The sequence below is a fragment of the Methanococcoides sp. NM1 genome, assembly GCF_900774285.1.
Classification (GTDB): Archaea; Halobacteriota; Methanosarcinia; order Methanosarcinales; family Methanosarcinaceae; genus Methanococcoides; species Methanococcoides vulcani.
Genome location: NZ_CAAGTW010000003.1, coordinates 186,590 through 201,275 on the forward strand (window position 1 = coordinate 186,590; position 14,686 = coordinate 201,275).

At 44.8% G+C, this 14,686-nt stretch carries 14 protein-coding genes; 6 read left to right on the forward strand and 8 right to left on the reverse strand.

From position 1 onward, the window contains the following. Positions 1 to 9: 9 nt before the first annotated feature. The 4 genes from cfbA to E7X56_RS04450 all read right to left on the reverse strand — a co-directional run bounded on the left by cfbA (position 10) and on the right by E7X56_RS04450 (position 3,002). A complete protein-coding gene (gene cfbA, locus E7X56_RS04435; protein ID WP_135605226.1) occupies positions 10 to 405 on the reverse strand; it encodes a sirohydrochlorin nickelochelatase in 396 nt (131 codons plus the stop codon). A gap of 267 nt (positions 406 to 672) precedes the next feature. Continuing rightward, the gene (locus E7X56_RS04440; protein WP_135605228.1) at positions 673 to 1,293 is read right to left on the reverse strand and encodes a DUF2150 family protein; all 621 of its coding nucleotides are present in this window, start codon (positions 1,291 to 1,293) and stop codon (positions 673 to 675) included. A gap of 81 nt (positions 1,294 to 1,374) precedes the next feature. Next, positions 1,375 to 1,827: a UPF0179 family protein gene (locus E7X56_RS04445; RefSeq protein ID WP_135605230.1), complete on the reverse strand. Its 453-nt coding sequence runs from the start codon at positions 1,825 to 1,827 to the stop codon at positions 1,375 to 1,377. A gap of 119 nt (positions 1,828 to 1,946) precedes the next feature. Further along, on the reverse strand, positions 1,947 to 3,002 hold the full coding sequence (locus E7X56_RS04450) for an NAD(P)-dependent glycerol-1-phosphate dehydrogenase (RefSeq protein ID WP_371413348.1): 1,056 nt from the start codon (positions 3,000 to 3,002) through the stop codon (positions 1,947 to 1,949). Positions 3,003 to 3,111: 109 nt separating this feature from the next. On the opposite strand from E7X56_RS04450, the gene E7X56_RS04455 reads away from it, so the two are divergent. The 6 genes from E7X56_RS04455 to E7X56_RS04480 all read left to right on the forward strand — a co-directional run bounded on the left by E7X56_RS04455 (position 3,112) and on the right by E7X56_RS04480 (position 7,376). Then, entirely contained in the window at positions 3,112 to 3,963 is an 852-nt protein-coding gene (locus E7X56_RS04455; protein ID WP_135605232.1) for a DUF63 family protein, read from the forward strand. A 5-nt stretch (positions 3,964 to 3,968) separates the two neighbouring features. Further along, positions 3,969 to 4,673 carry a stage II sporulation protein M gene (locus tag E7X56_RS04460; RefSeq protein WP_244603399.1) on the forward strand — a complete coding sequence of 235 codons (705 nt, stop codon included), beginning with the start codon at positions 3,969 to 3,971 and terminating at the stop codon, positions 4,671 to 4,673. 140 nt (positions 4,674 to 4,813) lie between these two features. Continuing rightward, entirely contained in the window at positions 4,814 to 5,971 is a 1,158-nt protein-coding gene (locus tag E7X56_RS04465; protein ID WP_135605234.1) for a formate--phosphoribosylaminoimidazolecarboxamide ligase family protein, read from the forward strand. 314 nt (positions 5,972 to 6,285) lie between these two features. Beyond that, positions 6,286 to 6,492, forward strand: a complete 207-nt coding sequence (locus E7X56_RS04470; RefSeq protein ID WP_135605236.1) for a DUF5371 family protein — start codon at positions 6,286 to 6,288, stop codon at positions 6,490 to 6,492. A gap of 41 nt (positions 6,493 to 6,533) precedes the next feature. After that, positions 6,534 to 6,905, forward strand: coding sequence for a type IV pilin (locus E7X56_RS04475; RefSeq protein WP_135605238.1), 372 nt, complete (start codon positions 6,534 to 6,536; stop codon positions 6,903 to 6,905). 354 nt (positions 6,906 to 7,259) lie between these two features. Next, positions 7,260 to 7,376, forward strand: coding sequence for a type IV pilin (locus E7X56_RS04480; RefSeq protein ID WP_135605240.1), 117 nt, complete (start codon positions 7,260 to 7,262; stop codon positions 7,374 to 7,376). Positions 7,377 to 7,496: 120 nt separating this feature from the next. Here E7X56_RS04480 and gatD read toward each other — a convergent pair whose 3' ends face one another. The 4 genes from gatD to E7X56_RS04500 form a co-directional block, all read right to left on the reverse strand. Further along, the gene (gene gatD, locus E7X56_RS04485; protein WP_135605242.1) at positions 7,497 to 8,747 is read right to left on the reverse strand and encodes a Glu-tRNA(Gln) amidotransferase subunit GatD; all 1,251 of its coding nucleotides are present in this window, start codon (positions 8,745 to 8,747) and stop codon (positions 7,497 to 7,499) included. 45 nt (positions 8,748 to 8,792) lie between these two features. After that, positions 8,793 to 10,268: an argininosuccinate lyase gene (argH, locus tag E7X56_RS04490; RefSeq protein ID WP_135605244.1), complete on the reverse strand. Its 1,476-nt coding sequence runs from the start codon at positions 10,266 to 10,268 to the stop codon at positions 8,793 to 8,795. A gap of 159 nt (positions 10,269 to 10,427) precedes the next feature. Beyond that, positions 10,428 to 12,344, reverse strand: coding sequence for a PAS domain S-box protein (locus E7X56_RS04495; protein WP_135605245.1), 1,917 nt, complete (start codon positions 12,342 to 12,344; stop codon positions 10,428 to 10,430). Positions 12,345 to 12,492: 148 nt separating this feature from the next. Further along, positions 12,493 to 14,673 (reverse strand): ATP-binding protein, encoded by a 2,181-nt coding sequence (locus E7X56_RS04500; protein ID WP_167879443.1) that lies wholly within the window; start codon positions 14,671 to 14,673, stop codon positions 12,493 to 12,495. Between the last annotated feature and the right edge of the window lie 13 nt (positions 14,674 to 14,686).

Below are 14,686 nucleotides of genomic sequence, written 5' to 3' on the forward strand. Positions count from 1 at the left end.
ATTTGTAATTTACAATGCTTCTGATGCTCTATCGAACACAAGGTCTGCGAGGAGTTCGTGGTGACCCAGTGGTTTACCATAGACGACAGGAATTTCCTTTCCATCTACTGCAAATTTACCTTCGTTTGTTTCAGGGTCAAGTTTGAGGATCTCGGGGATATCTTCTGTGATGTGTACACCTGATGCAAGGAATACTGGTACTGCTGCGATCTTTGTAACACCTGTGCCTTCAAAAGATGCGAGTCCCTCTTCTACGGATGGGCCGCAGTTCTCCATGAAGCCTGTTTTGATAATATATTCGGGGTGCTTCTTTGCAATGGTGTCTGCGATCTCTGTAACAACTTCCTTGTTGTAAGGCAGTCTGCTTCCGTGTCCAATAGCTAAGATTCCTATCTTTTCGCTCATTTTTATACCTCTGATATTAATTTTTATGTCCATGGTGTTCATACGTTTGCACACCATTTGTGTTACTCACTAGATAATGTGATTACATAAAAACAATTCGGATTTTATCCGCTGGATGTCTGTAGAACCGACTGAGTAACTATTGATTGATTGATTGATTGATTGATTGATTAATTGTTAAATCTGAAAAAAAAGAACTAAAGAACGAAAAAGAAATGAATGACAGTAAGGCTCAATAAAAAAAGCCCACAAAAGAATTAAAAATGATCAGACGGCGTCGTATTTGCCATCATCCTCCTTATAACTGTCAGCTCCCATCATGGCAGCTTCGATGGAATCAATGCCATCAAGCCATTCTGCAACAAGTCCGTATGGTAGTTCCTCCATTGAAGATTCTGGGAGTGTCTTACCGTCAAGCACAAGTGCTCCTACCTGAGCTACGTAACCAATTGCAGAGTCAATGTCTTTTGCTTCTTCAGCTTCCACTGCTGCACTGATAAGTTCATCGAGCTTTGCTTTCTTGTCGAAGCCTTTGCCAATGTAGCATTCACATGCAGCAAAGCTTCCCATAAGGGATGTCTGGAGTGATTCGATCATAAGGTCAATATCTTCTGACATTGGTTCGACCTCTGTCAGCGCAATTTCCCTGATATCATCAAGTATTGCCATGGCATCTTCTGCAGGAAGTGCATTGCTTTCATATTTTGCAATTACTTTGAGACATGAGAGAATGACATCATCCGCCATGTTCACAAATACAGCACCTTCCTTCTCAGAGTTTTCTTCTTCCTTAAATTCGAATCCGCTTTCCTTTACCTGTCCAAGCCAGTTGTTCCAGCGGTCCGTTGTATAAAATTCATGATCGATCTTTTCATGAGATTCTGGCATTTTGATACCTCGTTTTATTGTCACTTATAGGTTTATGTAGGACATGTTTCCAGTATTCATATAAAAGACATTCGAACCGTTTCAGAGCAATAGTTCTACTTTTTTAAGTGAAACCGGTTGTTCTGATTCGAGATCCACACTCTCCATCACTTTATTGATGGTGCATTTGTCCCCATTACGCAGGCCTTTTGGAGAGCACAGGTCATATGTCTCAGCATCCAGGTCACCTTCGCAATTTGGTGCCTGATATCGGATAGTTGCGCCCTTGATCGCCTTTTTGGAGTCGATAGCTGCAATTATCGGTGCTTTTATAACGTCCACTACCAATGCGCCGGTATCATGGACAAAGCACTCATGGGTGGTCTGGTTCCTTACCTTGACTATCCTGTACCTTCTTCCTTTTTCAAGACCCATGCAGGTGTTCTTCAACTTGCAATGTTGGCATTCAGGTGTCTCACCTTCGAAAAAGAACTCTTCGCCTTCCTTTGCAAGCCTGGTTCCAATGAGTGTTATAGCGGTATCCATGTCCTCCATTTAATCACCTTGTGTTATTATGAAACTGTAATAATGTCTGTGAGTATGATGTTTATCGTGGGTATTATGTTCCCATGTTCCGATAATATTGCTTATCCTATCTGCTTATAATAGCTTTATTAGGATATTACCTTTGTTTTCCTCGCAACTATCTCGGCAGCATCAGGTGTCAGGCCTGTGGCAAGTATTGTATATCTTTCGGGACGGATGGTATGTGAGAGTACAAGTGCTTCTAATATATACTTATCTTCAATTCCCATCTCCTCTGCGGTTACCGGAGCGTTTATGATCATCAGTGCATCACGTATCCTCTTCCAGTCACCACCATGCAGGTACATCATCATTATCGTTCCAACACCACACTGTTCACCGTGAAGTGCCGGTATGGGTGCTACCATGTCAAGTGCATGGCTGAACATGTGCTCGGATCCCGATGCAGGTCTTGAGGAGCCTGCAATGCTCATTGCAACACCGCTTGATACAAGTGCTTTGACCACCATACGCACAGAACTTTCAAGTTCCGGTTTTATGGTATCTGCTGAATCGATCAGTATCTGTGCTGTCATACTTGACAACGCTGCAGCATATTCGCTGAAAGGCACATTTTGGAGGCGATTTGCAAGTTGCCAGTCCAGAACTGCCGTGCAGTTGGAAATTATGTCTCCGCAGCCCGATGCAAGAAGCCGGTAAGGGGCATTTGCAATGATCTCTGTATCAGCAACCACCGCCATGGGTGCATTTGCCTGGATCGATGCTGTTTTTGTGCCATCTTTTATGGACGCTCTGGATGAGACGATGCCATCATGTGATGCAGCTGTTGGCACACTTATGAATGGTACTTCGATCTCGGTTGCTGCAAGTTTTGCAACATCTATGGATTTGCCACTGCCGACTCCAAGCAGGTATTTCACGCCTGAATCGATTGCCTGTCTTCTTACCCTGTCAACCTCTTTTATGGAAGCAGATTCGGAAACGATCATTTCCACGTTCTGTCCGCTGTCCACCAATGAATCATGGACAATGTCGCCGGCTATCTTTCTTGTGCTCTTGCCTGTGACTATCAATGCATTGTCAACAAGTTTCAGGTCTGCGCAGACATCCTTGACATCATCGATGACGCCATGTCCGACCACGACATCCCTTGGGAGTTGCATCCATTTCTTCTGTGCGTTCATATCCTGCGTCACGTCCATATGTGTATGGTTTCCTGGTATTTTCGACACCATATATTAATAAGTATTAGTGCTATTAGGTTGTTCCTATAGCTCTGTCAAGTGATAATCAATGTGTCCGTTCGTAGATAAAATTATGCAATTTGTTAACGAGTACTATCTCGATCCCATTTTTCAGGATAGTGGATATAATCCTGTAAATACCCTTACATGGGCACTGATACTGGGGATCTGTGTATTTGCAGTGGCAAAGTTGCTCGATAAATGGAACGTTAAGGTGGATGAAAGATTTGTGTTCTCTATCATTCCTTTTATTCTCGCAGGTTCTTCCCTGAGGGTCATGGAGGATGCCGGTATATTTGAACCACCTCTTAGTTACCTGTTCATTACCCCGAACATCTATTTCGTTGTGTTCATTGCTACTGTCGTATGCCTTCTTTTTTCAAGATGGCTTTATTCATCAGGCAGGATCACTGACTGGAACAGGTCCTTTGCATTACTGGGACTCGGCTGGTTCGCACTGAACATAATAGCCCTTCTTGTTGTGGAGGATATAGAGCGTCCTTTCAGCCTTATTGCAATACTTTCTTCCGGGACACTGTTTGCAGGTGCAATGTATTTCCTGCTGGAAAAGGTCGGCTGGCCTTACATAAATGACCACCTCAACCTGATGATCATCTGGGCACATCTCTTGGATGCATCCTCAACCTTTATCGGAGTTGATACCCTTGGTTATTATGAGAAACATGTCGTACCTGCCTATCTTATTGATCTGACAGGCACAGCGTTGGTGATGTATCCTCTGAAACTGGCCATATTCCTGCCGGTGATCTATATTCTGGACACACAGTTCACGGCAGATGAAGAGTCAAGGAATCTGAGGACATTTGTAAAGATGGTGATCATAATACTGGGCCTGTCTCCTGCATGCAGGAACACTATCCGTATGGCTCTTGGGATCTGATAGCAATGGATGATACTGCAATTGATGAGACTGCAATTGATGAGACTGCGATGGATGATGCTGCAGTGGAAGATGTTGATAATTTGACCTTTGAGGATGAACAGATCGGTACAAGAGGTTTGTGCAACGTACGCAACTACATTTCCGGATTGATGCCTGAGATCTCAGCAGTTGTTGTGCTGTTCGTACTATCCGGTATTGCCGGCTATTTCTACACGGCATTGAATCCGGCATCTTCTGATATTGCGCTGGAGGGTCTGGAAGATCTTATTGAACTCATCATGAACATGACGCCGATAGAGATCATGCTGTTCATTTTCTTCAACAATGCCATTAAGAGCCTGATGGCTTTTGTCCTGGGGCTGGGATTTGGTCTTATTCCCCTGTTGTTCGTGATCTCCAATGGTTATATCCTTGGTGTTGTGACCTACCTTGAATCTCAGGAGAACGGGTTCACCTACATATTCCTGGGTATCCTGCCTCATGGCATCATTGAGCTTCCGATGATCCTGATCTCTGCAGCCATGGGTCTGCGGATGGGGCTTAATGTCCTGAACGCCATGGCAGGCAGGTATGTTGATATTAAAGGTGAATTTAAGCAGGGGCTAAGTGTGTTCTTCCGTTTTATTGCGCCTATGCTTTTGCTGGCAGCAGGAATTGAGACATTTATAACGCCGGTGGTGATCGGTCTGTTCACAGGCACCATCTGATCACATTGTGAGTGATCATTTTTTGTTATTGTTTTTCTGTTATTGCTTTGTCATTTCAATGCAGGAATTTATCTGATATGCGATAATAAGTCTTTTATAACCACTTAACTATTGTATCACAAAAACCCGGAGAACAAAGGATGATCGACAGGAAAGAGATTATTGAGATTGCTGAAAGCTATTATACTGATAATATCAAGATCGGAGCGGTTGCTTCCCATTCAGGGCTGGATGTTTATGACGGTGCCATCGAGGAAGGTTTCGAGACCTTCGCGATATGCCAGTCCGGACGTGAGAAGACATATACTGAGTATTTCAAGTCCAAGAGGGATGCTGATAACAATGTTGTACGCGGTATCGTTGATGACTATGCTGTCTATGACAGGTTCGATGAGATCCTGCGTCCTGAGAACCAGCAGAAGCTCGTGGACGACAACATTCTTTTCGTTCCTAACAGGTCTTTCACCTCATACTGCGACATCGATGCGGTCGAGAACGATTTCCGTGTCCCTATGGTCGGTAGCAGGAACATGCTCCGCAGTGAGGAAAGAGGACTTGACCAGGACTACTACTGGCTTCTGGAAAAGGCAGGTCTCCCCTTCCCTGAACGTATCAACGATCCGGAAGATATCGATGAGCTCGTAATGGTAAAGCTCCCTCACGCAGTCAAAAAGCTCGAGCGCGGTTTCTTCACAGCAGGAACCTACAGCGAATATGTGGAGAAGTCCGAGTCCCTGATCAAACAGGGCGTCATCACAAGGGAAGCTCTCAAGGATGCAAGGATCGAGCGTTACATCATTGGTCCTGTGTTCAACTTCGACCTGTTCTACTCTCCGATAGAGGAAGAGATGAACAAGACCGAGCTGCTCGGTATCGACTGGAGGTTCGAGACAAGCCTTGACGGTCATGTCAGGCTTCCTGCGCCACAGCAGATGACCCTTGCAGAGCACCAGCTTACTCCGGAGTACACCGTCTGTGGACACAATTCCGCAACACTTCGCGAGTCTCTCCTTGAGGAAGTCTTCAAGCTCGCAGAGGCATACATAAAAGCATCCAAGGAATACTACGACCCCGGAGTTATCGGTCCGTTCTGTCTCCAGACCTGCATTGACAAGGACCTGAACTTCTACATATATGATGTTGCCCCAAGGGTAGGTGGCGGTACCAACGTCCACATGTCCGTAGGTCACCCATACGGCAACACTCTCTGGCGCAAGCCAATGAGCACCGGAAGGCGTGTGGCACTCGAGGTCCGCCGCGCCATCGAGTCCGGCCAGCTCGACAAGATCATCACATAAGTCATTCTATACAGTTCAAAAGCTCCTTTCAAAAGGAGTTTTTATTTTTTATTTGTTGTACTTCAGTTCTTTGCAATTCTCTTTATAACCTGAGCTTGCTCTTGATTTTGTTCCTTAAACATTGATCATGGCCATTGATCAGTTTTAACAGTATGCAATAGTTATTATATTTCATTCCTCATATCTCTTAATAGGATTATATTTGTCTGATATTTTTGGCGAAATGGTTTTATACCAATTATTATAATAATTATTATTATGATGAGACTGGTTGTGTGTATGTTCACATGATGTTCTTATCAGGAGAAGGTCTCATGAAAATAGTACATGCACAAACTGTACTTACTCAGGACCAGCTTGAAGAACTTAAGAAAAAGACCAAAGAACCCTCTACAAAGGATGCCCTGAGTACAGCGGTTCAGCACTATCTTGAGTGTGAGTACACTGAAATGAGTGATGAAATGTGGACTCACAAGCTAGAGAAAGTAGTACAGAAGAAGCAACAGAAAAGTATTAATTAAACCTAACCTATATAAAAGTGGAGGAATATAATTTGTTTAAAATGAATCGAAATGAAGACGCAGTGTCTCCGGTCATCGGTGTAATCCTGATGGTCGCAATCACTGTGATTCTTGCTGCTGTTATTGCAGCATTCGTGTTTGGAATGGGACCATCCGAGATGGCACCACAGTCAAGTGTAAGACTGAGCAATGTATCAACTGACGGTTTCACACTGGAACATCAGGGTGGAGATGAGATTCTATGGAACAATACCTACATCACTGTTGATGGTGACCGAATAGCTGATAGGACAGGTAACCTGACTGCAGGTACGTCTGTCTTTATCACCGCAACTGTGGAGAATGGTGATTCTATCAAACTTATCGATATATCCAGCCAACAGTTGATTGCTGACCTTGATGTCAGGCTCTAAGTTCAATAACCATGGTGCTTAATCGCACCATTCTTTTTTCTTTAACTCCAGCGACAGTCCATTTTGATTATCGCAACAACATGCTTTCATCGATTTATTGATTAGCTCTTGTGCTCTGCTTGAATGAATATACCTCTACCCCATACCGTCGGGTCGGTTTTTTGAGATTCATAATCTGATGTCTAATAAATGCAATAATTTCTATTTTTGCCCAATCATATGTCTGGATTTATAACTTACACGATTTGTTCTTAGATTACATCTAATGATAATTAGAAATGAATTATTAAGTTCTGAGGACATACCAATATTTAAATGGGAATTACACATTGTACACATATTGGAGAATCTAAAATGTTTAAGATAATTAATAACGAAAATGCAGTATCTCCTGTCATAGCTGAGATCCTGATGGTTGCAACAGGTGCAGTTATTGCTGCTGTTCTTGCAGCGTACGCACTTGGGATGTGAGCTCCCGATGTAGCACCACAGTCGAATATTCTAAAATTAAGAAAAGGATGGTGCATGACTGCACCAAATATACTCTTTTAAAATTCAATTTTGATTAAAAAACAAGTTGAATCAATTCCCTCACTTCAACGTACATTCCGTTATCTCTTTTTCAACACTTGTACTCATAACCGCAGCGATCTCGCTCGCATTCCTGCCCTGCCCAAGTGCCCACATAAGCTTCACCAGAGCAACCTCGGGCAGCATATCTTCGCCTTCTATTGCACCGGCTTTCTGGATATCCCTTCCTGTGTCGTAGACGCGGTCACAGACACGTCCGTTGAGACACTGTGATGTCATGACCACCGGGATGCCTGCTTCTGTGGCACGCCTGATATTTGGGATCCAGTCGGTGGAAACATGTCCCAGTCCGGTTCCTTCGATGACGATGCCTTTGTAGCCGGAGTCGATGTAGTATGAGAGAATGTCCGGGTCGGCACCGGGTACGAATTTTACCAGGGCGCATTTTGGTTCAAGGGTGGCTTTAACTTCCAGTTCATGGGTGCCACGCTTGGTGTATGGCTGTCTCGTCTCGATCTTCTTTGTGGAATAGTCCACATAGCCGATGGGGTTGGAATTGATGGACTGGAAGGCGTCCCTTCTGGATGTGTGCATCTTCCTGACCTTTGTGCCATAATGGATGGCACACCTGTCGTCGCAGGTGGTATCGTGCATGACCACGCATACTTCGGCAATGTCACTGACCGCGACCTTTGTGGCACAGATAGCGTTCATGGCATTATCACTGCTGGGCCTGTCAGCACTGCGCTGGGAACCCACGAAGACTATTGGTACCGGGGTTTTGAGCATGAATGACAGGGCTGCTGCGGAGTACATCATGGTGTCTGTTCCGTGGGCAACGATGATACCGTCTGCTCCATTCTCGATCTCTTCGGCGACAGCGCGGGCAAGTTCGGTCCAGTATTCGGTCTTCATGTTCTCGGACAGTATGTTGTACACAACCCTTCCGCTGATGTTTGCGATCTCTGTGATCTCCGGGATAGCATCCACGATATCGTCAGCAGAGAACTGTGCGGTGACAGCGCCTGTGCGGTAGTCCACTTTACTGGCAATGGTGCCGCCGGTGGAGAGGATGGTTACCTTCGGGAGCTTCTTCGATGGTTTGGCTTTTTCAGCTTTCGCTTTCTTCGCTGATGCTTTAGGTTGTGCTTTCTCAAGTAACGTTATCGTTGCACCTTCAGGGTCAATACCTGCATTGTAGCCACTGACCATCTTGAACACAACATGATCGGTCGTGGTTGGCATCACAATGCCTTCGTAAACATTTCCGTCCTTCTCTATCCTTATCCTGTCACCAAGTTCAAATTCCATCATCATCCCTCATCAATATGATCGTTCGTTATTTTCAGCCATTTCTCAGGCACTCATGCAGTCATCCACGACACTGAACAATGTTTCCATAGCACTGTCAACATTTGCCTTCAGTTCCCTGAGGCTGTTCTCATCCTCTGTTGATCTTGTCTTGCAATTGCTGATCAACTGCTGCATGGTGTCCGGTGATGGTCCGCCGGTCACAGTTCGCTTCCTGACATTCAGTATGGGGTCAAGTGCCTCGTTGACCATCTCCTCGGTAAGTCCTCTTCCGCTTAAGCTCTCCCCGATGACATTGTGGGCGACCGCATCGATCTCACCAAGTGTCGGTTCGCCATTTCCGCGTGCAAGCACGCCAACTATCTGATGTGCTGTCCTGAACGGGATGTCACAGACACGCACCATGGTATCTGCAAGCTCGGTTGCAGTTGTAAAGCCTGCTGTTGCCAGACCTGCCATGTTCTCCTTGTTGATCTTCATCGTTGCTATCATTCCGCTCATGATCCTGACAGATGCCCTTGTTGTCCTGAGGGAGCGCCAGATGTTCGGTGTTGCTTCCTGAAGGTCACGGTTATAGCTTAACGGCAATCCCTTGCAGATGGATATCAGCGACATCAGTGAACCGATGGCAACGCCGCTCTTTCCTCTCAGCAGTTCGGCAGTGTCGGGGTTCTTTTTCTGCGGCATGATGGATGAAGTGGAAGCATACCTGTCATCCAGTTCAATGAACGCGAATTCGGATGTGGACCAGATAACGAGCTCCTCGGCCATCTTGCTCAGGTTTATCATGAGATTTGCGAACACCGATGCTGTCTCTATCAGGAAATCCCTTGAGCTTACGGCATCCATGGAGTTCTCAACAATTCCGTCAAAACCGAGGAGTGTTCTTGTCCTTTGCCTGTCAAGATCAAAACCTGTGGATGCAAAAGCAGCAGCACCAAGCGGGCTCATGTTCACACGTGAGTAGCAGTCCCTTGTACGCTCGAAGTCACGACCGATGGCATTTGCATGTGCTGTCAGGTGGTGTGCCAGCGTGGTTGGTTGTGCATGCTGCAGGTGTGTGAATCCTGGCATGAGTGTGTCAACATTTTCCGAAGCTACATCTATCAACGTGTTGCGCAGTCCGATCAGGTCTTCCATGATCAATAACAGTTCATCCCTGAGCGTAAGCCTGATGCAGGTAGCGACCTCGTCGTTGCGTGACCTTCCGGAATGCATACGTCCGCCGACATCTTCGCCTACCATGTCAATAAGCCTTGATTCAAGTGAGATGTGAATATCCTCATAAGTGTGGTCGAGCTTCTCGATGCCTTCCTCTCTGATCTTCAGGAGCCCTTCAAGTATCTTCTGGCAGTCCTCTGCCCTTATCACATTTCTCTCTTTGAGCATGACCGTGTGTGCAAGGTCTACGAGGATATCCGAATTGAATATCCACTTGTCAGCGCTCATTGATGAGGTGTACTCTATGATCTCTTCATCAGGGACGGACGCCAGTCGCCCTCTTCTTAAAATATCGCTCATTAAATACCTCGGGATGATCTAATATCTATAAATTTGTCAGGTTATGTAGCGTGGTATGCCACAAAGACTTAAAAACGAATCGGTTTCCCTTATACATCCCGACGTTCATTGATGAAAATACAGAAAAATGGAGAATAAATAAAAAAAGGAAAAGCAGAATCATGAGGCGTGTAATGCTAGTAATTTAGGAAGCTGGATGTGGATCTCTGTTCCCTTGTTCTCTCCTTCGCTTTCTGCCCGGATCGTGCCGTTGTGAGCTGTGATGATCTCCTTACAGATATATAAGCCCAGACCGGTACCGCCATATTTGCGTGTTCTGGTAGCATCTATCTGATAGAAGCGCTGGAAGAGCATTGGAATAAGGTCTGGCGGGATACCGATACCCGTATCCTTCAGGACGATATGGAGGTATCCATCCTCCTCTTCAACAGTGAAGGTAAGCGTTCCGCCTTCTGGCGTAAATTTGATGGAATTGTCCACGATGTTAGTGAACATATCTGTGAGCTTGTCCTTATCGCCGTTTATCAACGGAAGTTTGTCCGGGATCTTCCTCTCCACATTGAGCATTTTCTGTTCTATCTGTATCTTAAGGTCAAGGAGTGTCATGTCGATGATCTCTGCAATGGAGGTTGGCTCGAACAGGTATTTCACATTGCCGGACTGCACCCTGCTTATGAATAACAGGGACTCCACAAGTCTCTTCAGTCTTTCAGCATTTCGAAGTACGGTGGTTTCCACCTCTTTCTGCTTATCGGTCAGTGGTCCCAGGGATTCTTCCGAGATAAGTTCGGTATAACCTTTGATCGATGTAAGGGGCGTTTTCAGCTCATGGCTCACGTTGGACAGGAACTGGTCCTTCATCCTGTCGAGGGTCTTGAGTTCCTCATTGGCAGCTGCAAGTTCCTCTGCATACTTCTTCAGTGCTTCTTCTGCTTCTATGCGGGCTGTGATATCCTCAACGATCCCGATACCACCCAGAAGTTTTCCATCATCCGAGATGTTCGGGCTGTAATCAGCTTTTAGGGGTGTGATCTTATCGCTTAACGGGTGGCTGTATTTTCCCTCGTAATGCCCGGACTTTATCGAGAAGATCGCCTTGACAGCTTCTTTCATCTCCCTGTCATCGATGTCGCTTAGCATGTTCATGCCAACGATCTTGTCCTTTGGCACGCCCATGATCTTTGCAATATTGTCATTACAATGGGTTATGATTGCATTTTCGTCGAAATTAAATATTCCAAGGGGTGAGTTCTCGAAAATGAACCTGTATTTTTTCTCGCTTTTAAGAAGGGCTTCCTCGGCGAGTTTACGTTCGGTAATGTCTATCATTATACCCTGATAATAGGATGGCTTATTATCCTCATCAAATCCAAGTAATGATCTTTCAGCTACCCACCTAACCTCGCCGGACTTTGTCAGTATTCTATATTCCTTAGAAAAGAACTGCCTTCCTTCAACTTCAAGCTGTGTTACGTCATTGCGCACAAAATCAAGGTCATCCGGATGGATTATATCTCCATATATCAGTTTTCCGGATGTGAAATCCTCAGTTGTGTATCCGAACTGGGATATGTTATCTGAAACGAACTCTACCGGCCAGTCCTTTTCTGCTGTCCAGAGGAATGCGACCACGGGACTGTTCTTGTAGATATCTTCAAGTTTTTTCTTTGAACTTAACATATCCTTGAAGGTCTTTTCGCGTATCTTCTGCTCTGAAAAGCTTTCCACAGTACATATTATTCCGGAGTACTTGTCATCTCCGTTTATCATCGGGAAAATATGCCCGCTCTGAATACTAAGCTTCCCTTCGGGTGTCAGAAATTGTAATGAGTGGTAACGGGAAGGTTTCAGCGTGTCTTTTACACGAAGTGCCAGTTCCCTGAAATGTCCTTCATCCCCTACACTGAGGTGTGCCAGCTCCATGAAGTATTTAAGGTCTTTTCCAATGATCTTATCTCGCGAAAGGCCAATTATTTCTTCCATTCCTTCATTGAAATAGATGAATTTATTGTTGATATCAACAGCCCATATTCCTTTACACAGGTTGTTGAGCAGTTTGTCTGGCAAACCTTTCATAACATCTCCCCGCACATAGTCGGTTACTTGTTGAAGCTACTGCTAGTGGGTACAGGACATCGATCATCGTATAGGGAATGATCACATTATGTGGAGCTCCGCTTGAATAGCTACAACTAATCCCATAATTAAATTGATCCTGCTCGAATTAATAAGTTTTGGCAGTTTGGTCTTTGAGCTCATCGGTGTATCTCTTTAACTTCACAAAGAAGACAGAACCTTTTCCGGAAGGATTGTCCCTCACACCAACATCTCCTTCATGGAGCTCAATGGTCCTCTTGACGATGGCAAGCCCAAGTCCTGAGCCCTTCACTCCTGTTTTGTTCACCCTCTTGAAGCGGTCAAATACAGTTGTTTTATGTTCATCCTTAATGCCCTCGCCAAAGTCAGTGATCGTAATTTCTGCGAAATCACTGCCTTCCTTTATCTCGATGATCACTTCGCTTTTTTCAGGACTGTACTTGATCGCATTTGAGATCAGGTTAGTGAACACAGTTTCAATGATCGGGTTGGCCAGTACATAATGTGGCTCTCTTTCATTGAACTCGATGACTATTTCCTTGTTACTGGCCTGTGTGGTCAGTATCTCCATTGAATGCTCGATGATCGTGGTAATATCCTGGATCTTAAGTTCGAGCTCATCGGAGCTTTCCACTTTGGCAAACTCTGCAGCAGAGTGGATCATTTCAATGAGATTATTGTTGTTCTTCAGGATCCTTTCAAGGAACAGCTTTGTCTGCTCATCCTCCTCGGTCATAAGAAGCAGTTCAGTAAATCCTTTTATAACACTTGCAGGGTTTAACAGATCGTGGCGCATAATATCGGTGAACATGTCTTTAAGTTCATTGGACTGCTCCAGCTTCCTGGCATATTCTTTAAGTTCCTGTTCTGCTTTCTGGCGATCGATGCTTGCCTGCTGTAGTGACAGGCGTGTCTGTTCGATACCTTCTGTAAGTAATTTCAGATCACCATGGCCATGGAAATGAACCCTTCGGGAAAAGTCCTCTTTTTCCATTGCTTCAAGAACTTCATTGGACTCAGTAATGATGATATCCAAAAGTTTGGCAAAATAATTGATCGATTGGGCAAGTTGCTTGAATTCACCTTCGGTGTCACCTTCGAATCGGACATCGAAATGACCTTTCGAAAGTTCAACTGCAACTCTGGTAGTTTCATGTACGGGAAGTACCACTCCGTCAAGGATGTTGTTGAGACCTTCCGGTATCTTTTTAAAATCTTCATCGATAGCCGTGTTTGCCCTTGTGTTCAATTCTCCATCAGCTATAGAATCAGCCATTTCCTTGAAATCGTTTACAATATCGTCTATGGATCCAGTTACAGTTCGTGAGGTAAGGTATGCTGCAATACTGGTAAAGAATATTGAAAGGATGCCGATCGCGATCAGCTTATCCCTTAATGCAAAAGTACCTTCAAGCATTTCCTCTTTTGGTATTACGAGGAAGAATCCATAGTTCTTTGACTCGATAGGTTCGTAGAACACGACGACCTCTTTCCCTGTGTCCGGGTCTATCGTATTGACATAACCACTTTTCTTATGTTTGATATCCTCTGCAGCTTTGGAGAATTCATCATTCCCATAATCATAGATCGTCTTATTTCCGATCCAGTCCTTGTTATAAGGTTGGGAAAGTATCAGTCCGGAACTGCCGGTCATGATGGCATATCCTGTATCGAATGCTGTGATCTGGCTTACAATCTCATCCATATAGTCCAACGAGACATCAACTCCTCCGACACCTATGAATTCTCCGTCTCTTATGATCGGTGAAGCATAGCTGACCATGAATATGCCATCGTAGAAATATGGGTCGGTGATCATATCTTCTTTGAAGACCTTTGGATAAAGGTAGTAATCATAATTTTCGCAATCCTGCAAATAATCCTTTTCAATATTTTCATTGATCCTGTGCCAGTATGGTGCGAATCTGCCGGTGCTGTCGTAACCTTCAACGTTTGCAAATTCGTTATCCTTGCCATCAAAAGCATTTGGCTCATAGGATACATACGTTCCCAAAAGATGTGGATTGTCTTCCAGGATCGCAAATAGGACCCTGTTTATCTCATCCCTGTCAGATGAATCATATTCACTCAATGTGGAGCTGATAGAGCGGGCGATCGCAAGGTCGGAACGCATATCTCCATCGAACTTGTTCGCGTTGCTCTTTGTGATCTCAAAAGCTTGCTGGTGGGCAAGCTCTTCCTGCACTGAGATCTGAGTTGTTATCGTGATAGTAGTTGTCAGTACCATTACAAGAAGAACTCCTGTAACAGCAGCAAGAACAAGTTTAGATCTTAACGGGATCTGCATCCAATTCATGTGA

What these genes read in the sequence shown, in the direction of transcription:
- E7X56_RS04455 (WP_135605232.1), top strand. Translation starts at nt 3,112, where the DNA reads ATGTGTCCGTTCGTAGATAAAATTATGCAATTTGTTAACGAGTACTAT.
- E7X56_RS04450 (WP_371413348.1), bottom strand. Translation starts at nt 3,002, where the DNA reads ATGAACGCACAGAAGAAATGGATGCAACTCCCAAGGGATGTCGTGGTC.
- E7X56_RS04475 (WP_135605238.1), top strand. Translation starts at nt 6,534, where the DNA reads ATGAATCGAAATGAAGACGCAGTGTCTCCGGTCATCGGTGTAATCCTG.
- E7X56_RS04495 (WP_135605245.1), bottom strand. Translation starts at nt 12,344, where the DNA reads ATGAAAGGTTTGCCAGACAAACTGCTCAACAACCTGTGTAAAGGAATA.
- E7X56_RS04445 (WP_135605230.1), bottom strand. Translation starts at nt 1,827, where the DNA reads ATGGAGGACATGGATACCGCTATAACACTCATTGGAACCAGGCTTGCA.
- argH (WP_135605244.1), bottom strand. Translation starts at nt 10,268, where the DNA reads ATGAGCGATATTTTAAGAAGAGGGCGACTGGCGTCCGTCCCTGATGAA.
- E7X56_RS04440 (WP_135605228.1), bottom strand. Translation starts at nt 1,293, where the DNA reads ATGCCAGAATCTCATGAAAAGATCGATCATGAATTTTATACAACGGAC.
- E7X56_RS04470 (WP_135605236.1), top strand. Translation starts at nt 6,286, where the DNA reads ATGAAAATAGTACATGCACAAACTGTACTTACTCAGGACCAGCTTGAA.
- cfbA (WP_135605226.1), bottom strand. Translation starts at nt 405, where the DNA reads ATGAGCGAAAAGATAGGAATCTTAGCTATTGGACACGGAAGCAGACTG.
- E7X56_RS04500 (WP_167879443.1), bottom strand. Translation starts at nt 14,673, where the DNA reads ATGCAGATCCCGTTAAGATCTAAACTTGTTCTTGCTGCTGTTACAGGA.
- E7X56_RS04465 (WP_135605234.1), top strand. Translation starts at nt 4,814, where the DNA reads ATGATCGACAGGAAAGAGATTATTGAGATTGCTGAAAGCTATTATACT.
- gatD (WP_135605242.1), bottom strand. Translation starts at nt 8,747, where the DNA reads ATGGAATTTGAACTTGGTGACAGGATAAGGATAGAGAAGGACGGAAAT.
- E7X56_RS04460 (WP_244603399.1), top strand. Translation starts at nt 3,969, where the DNA reads ATGGATGATACTGCAATTGATGAGACTGCAATTGATGAGACTGCGATG.
- E7X56_RS04480 (WP_135605240.1), top strand. Translation starts at nt 7,260, where the DNA reads ATGTTTAAGATAATTAATAACGAAAATGCAGTATCTCCTGTCATAGCT.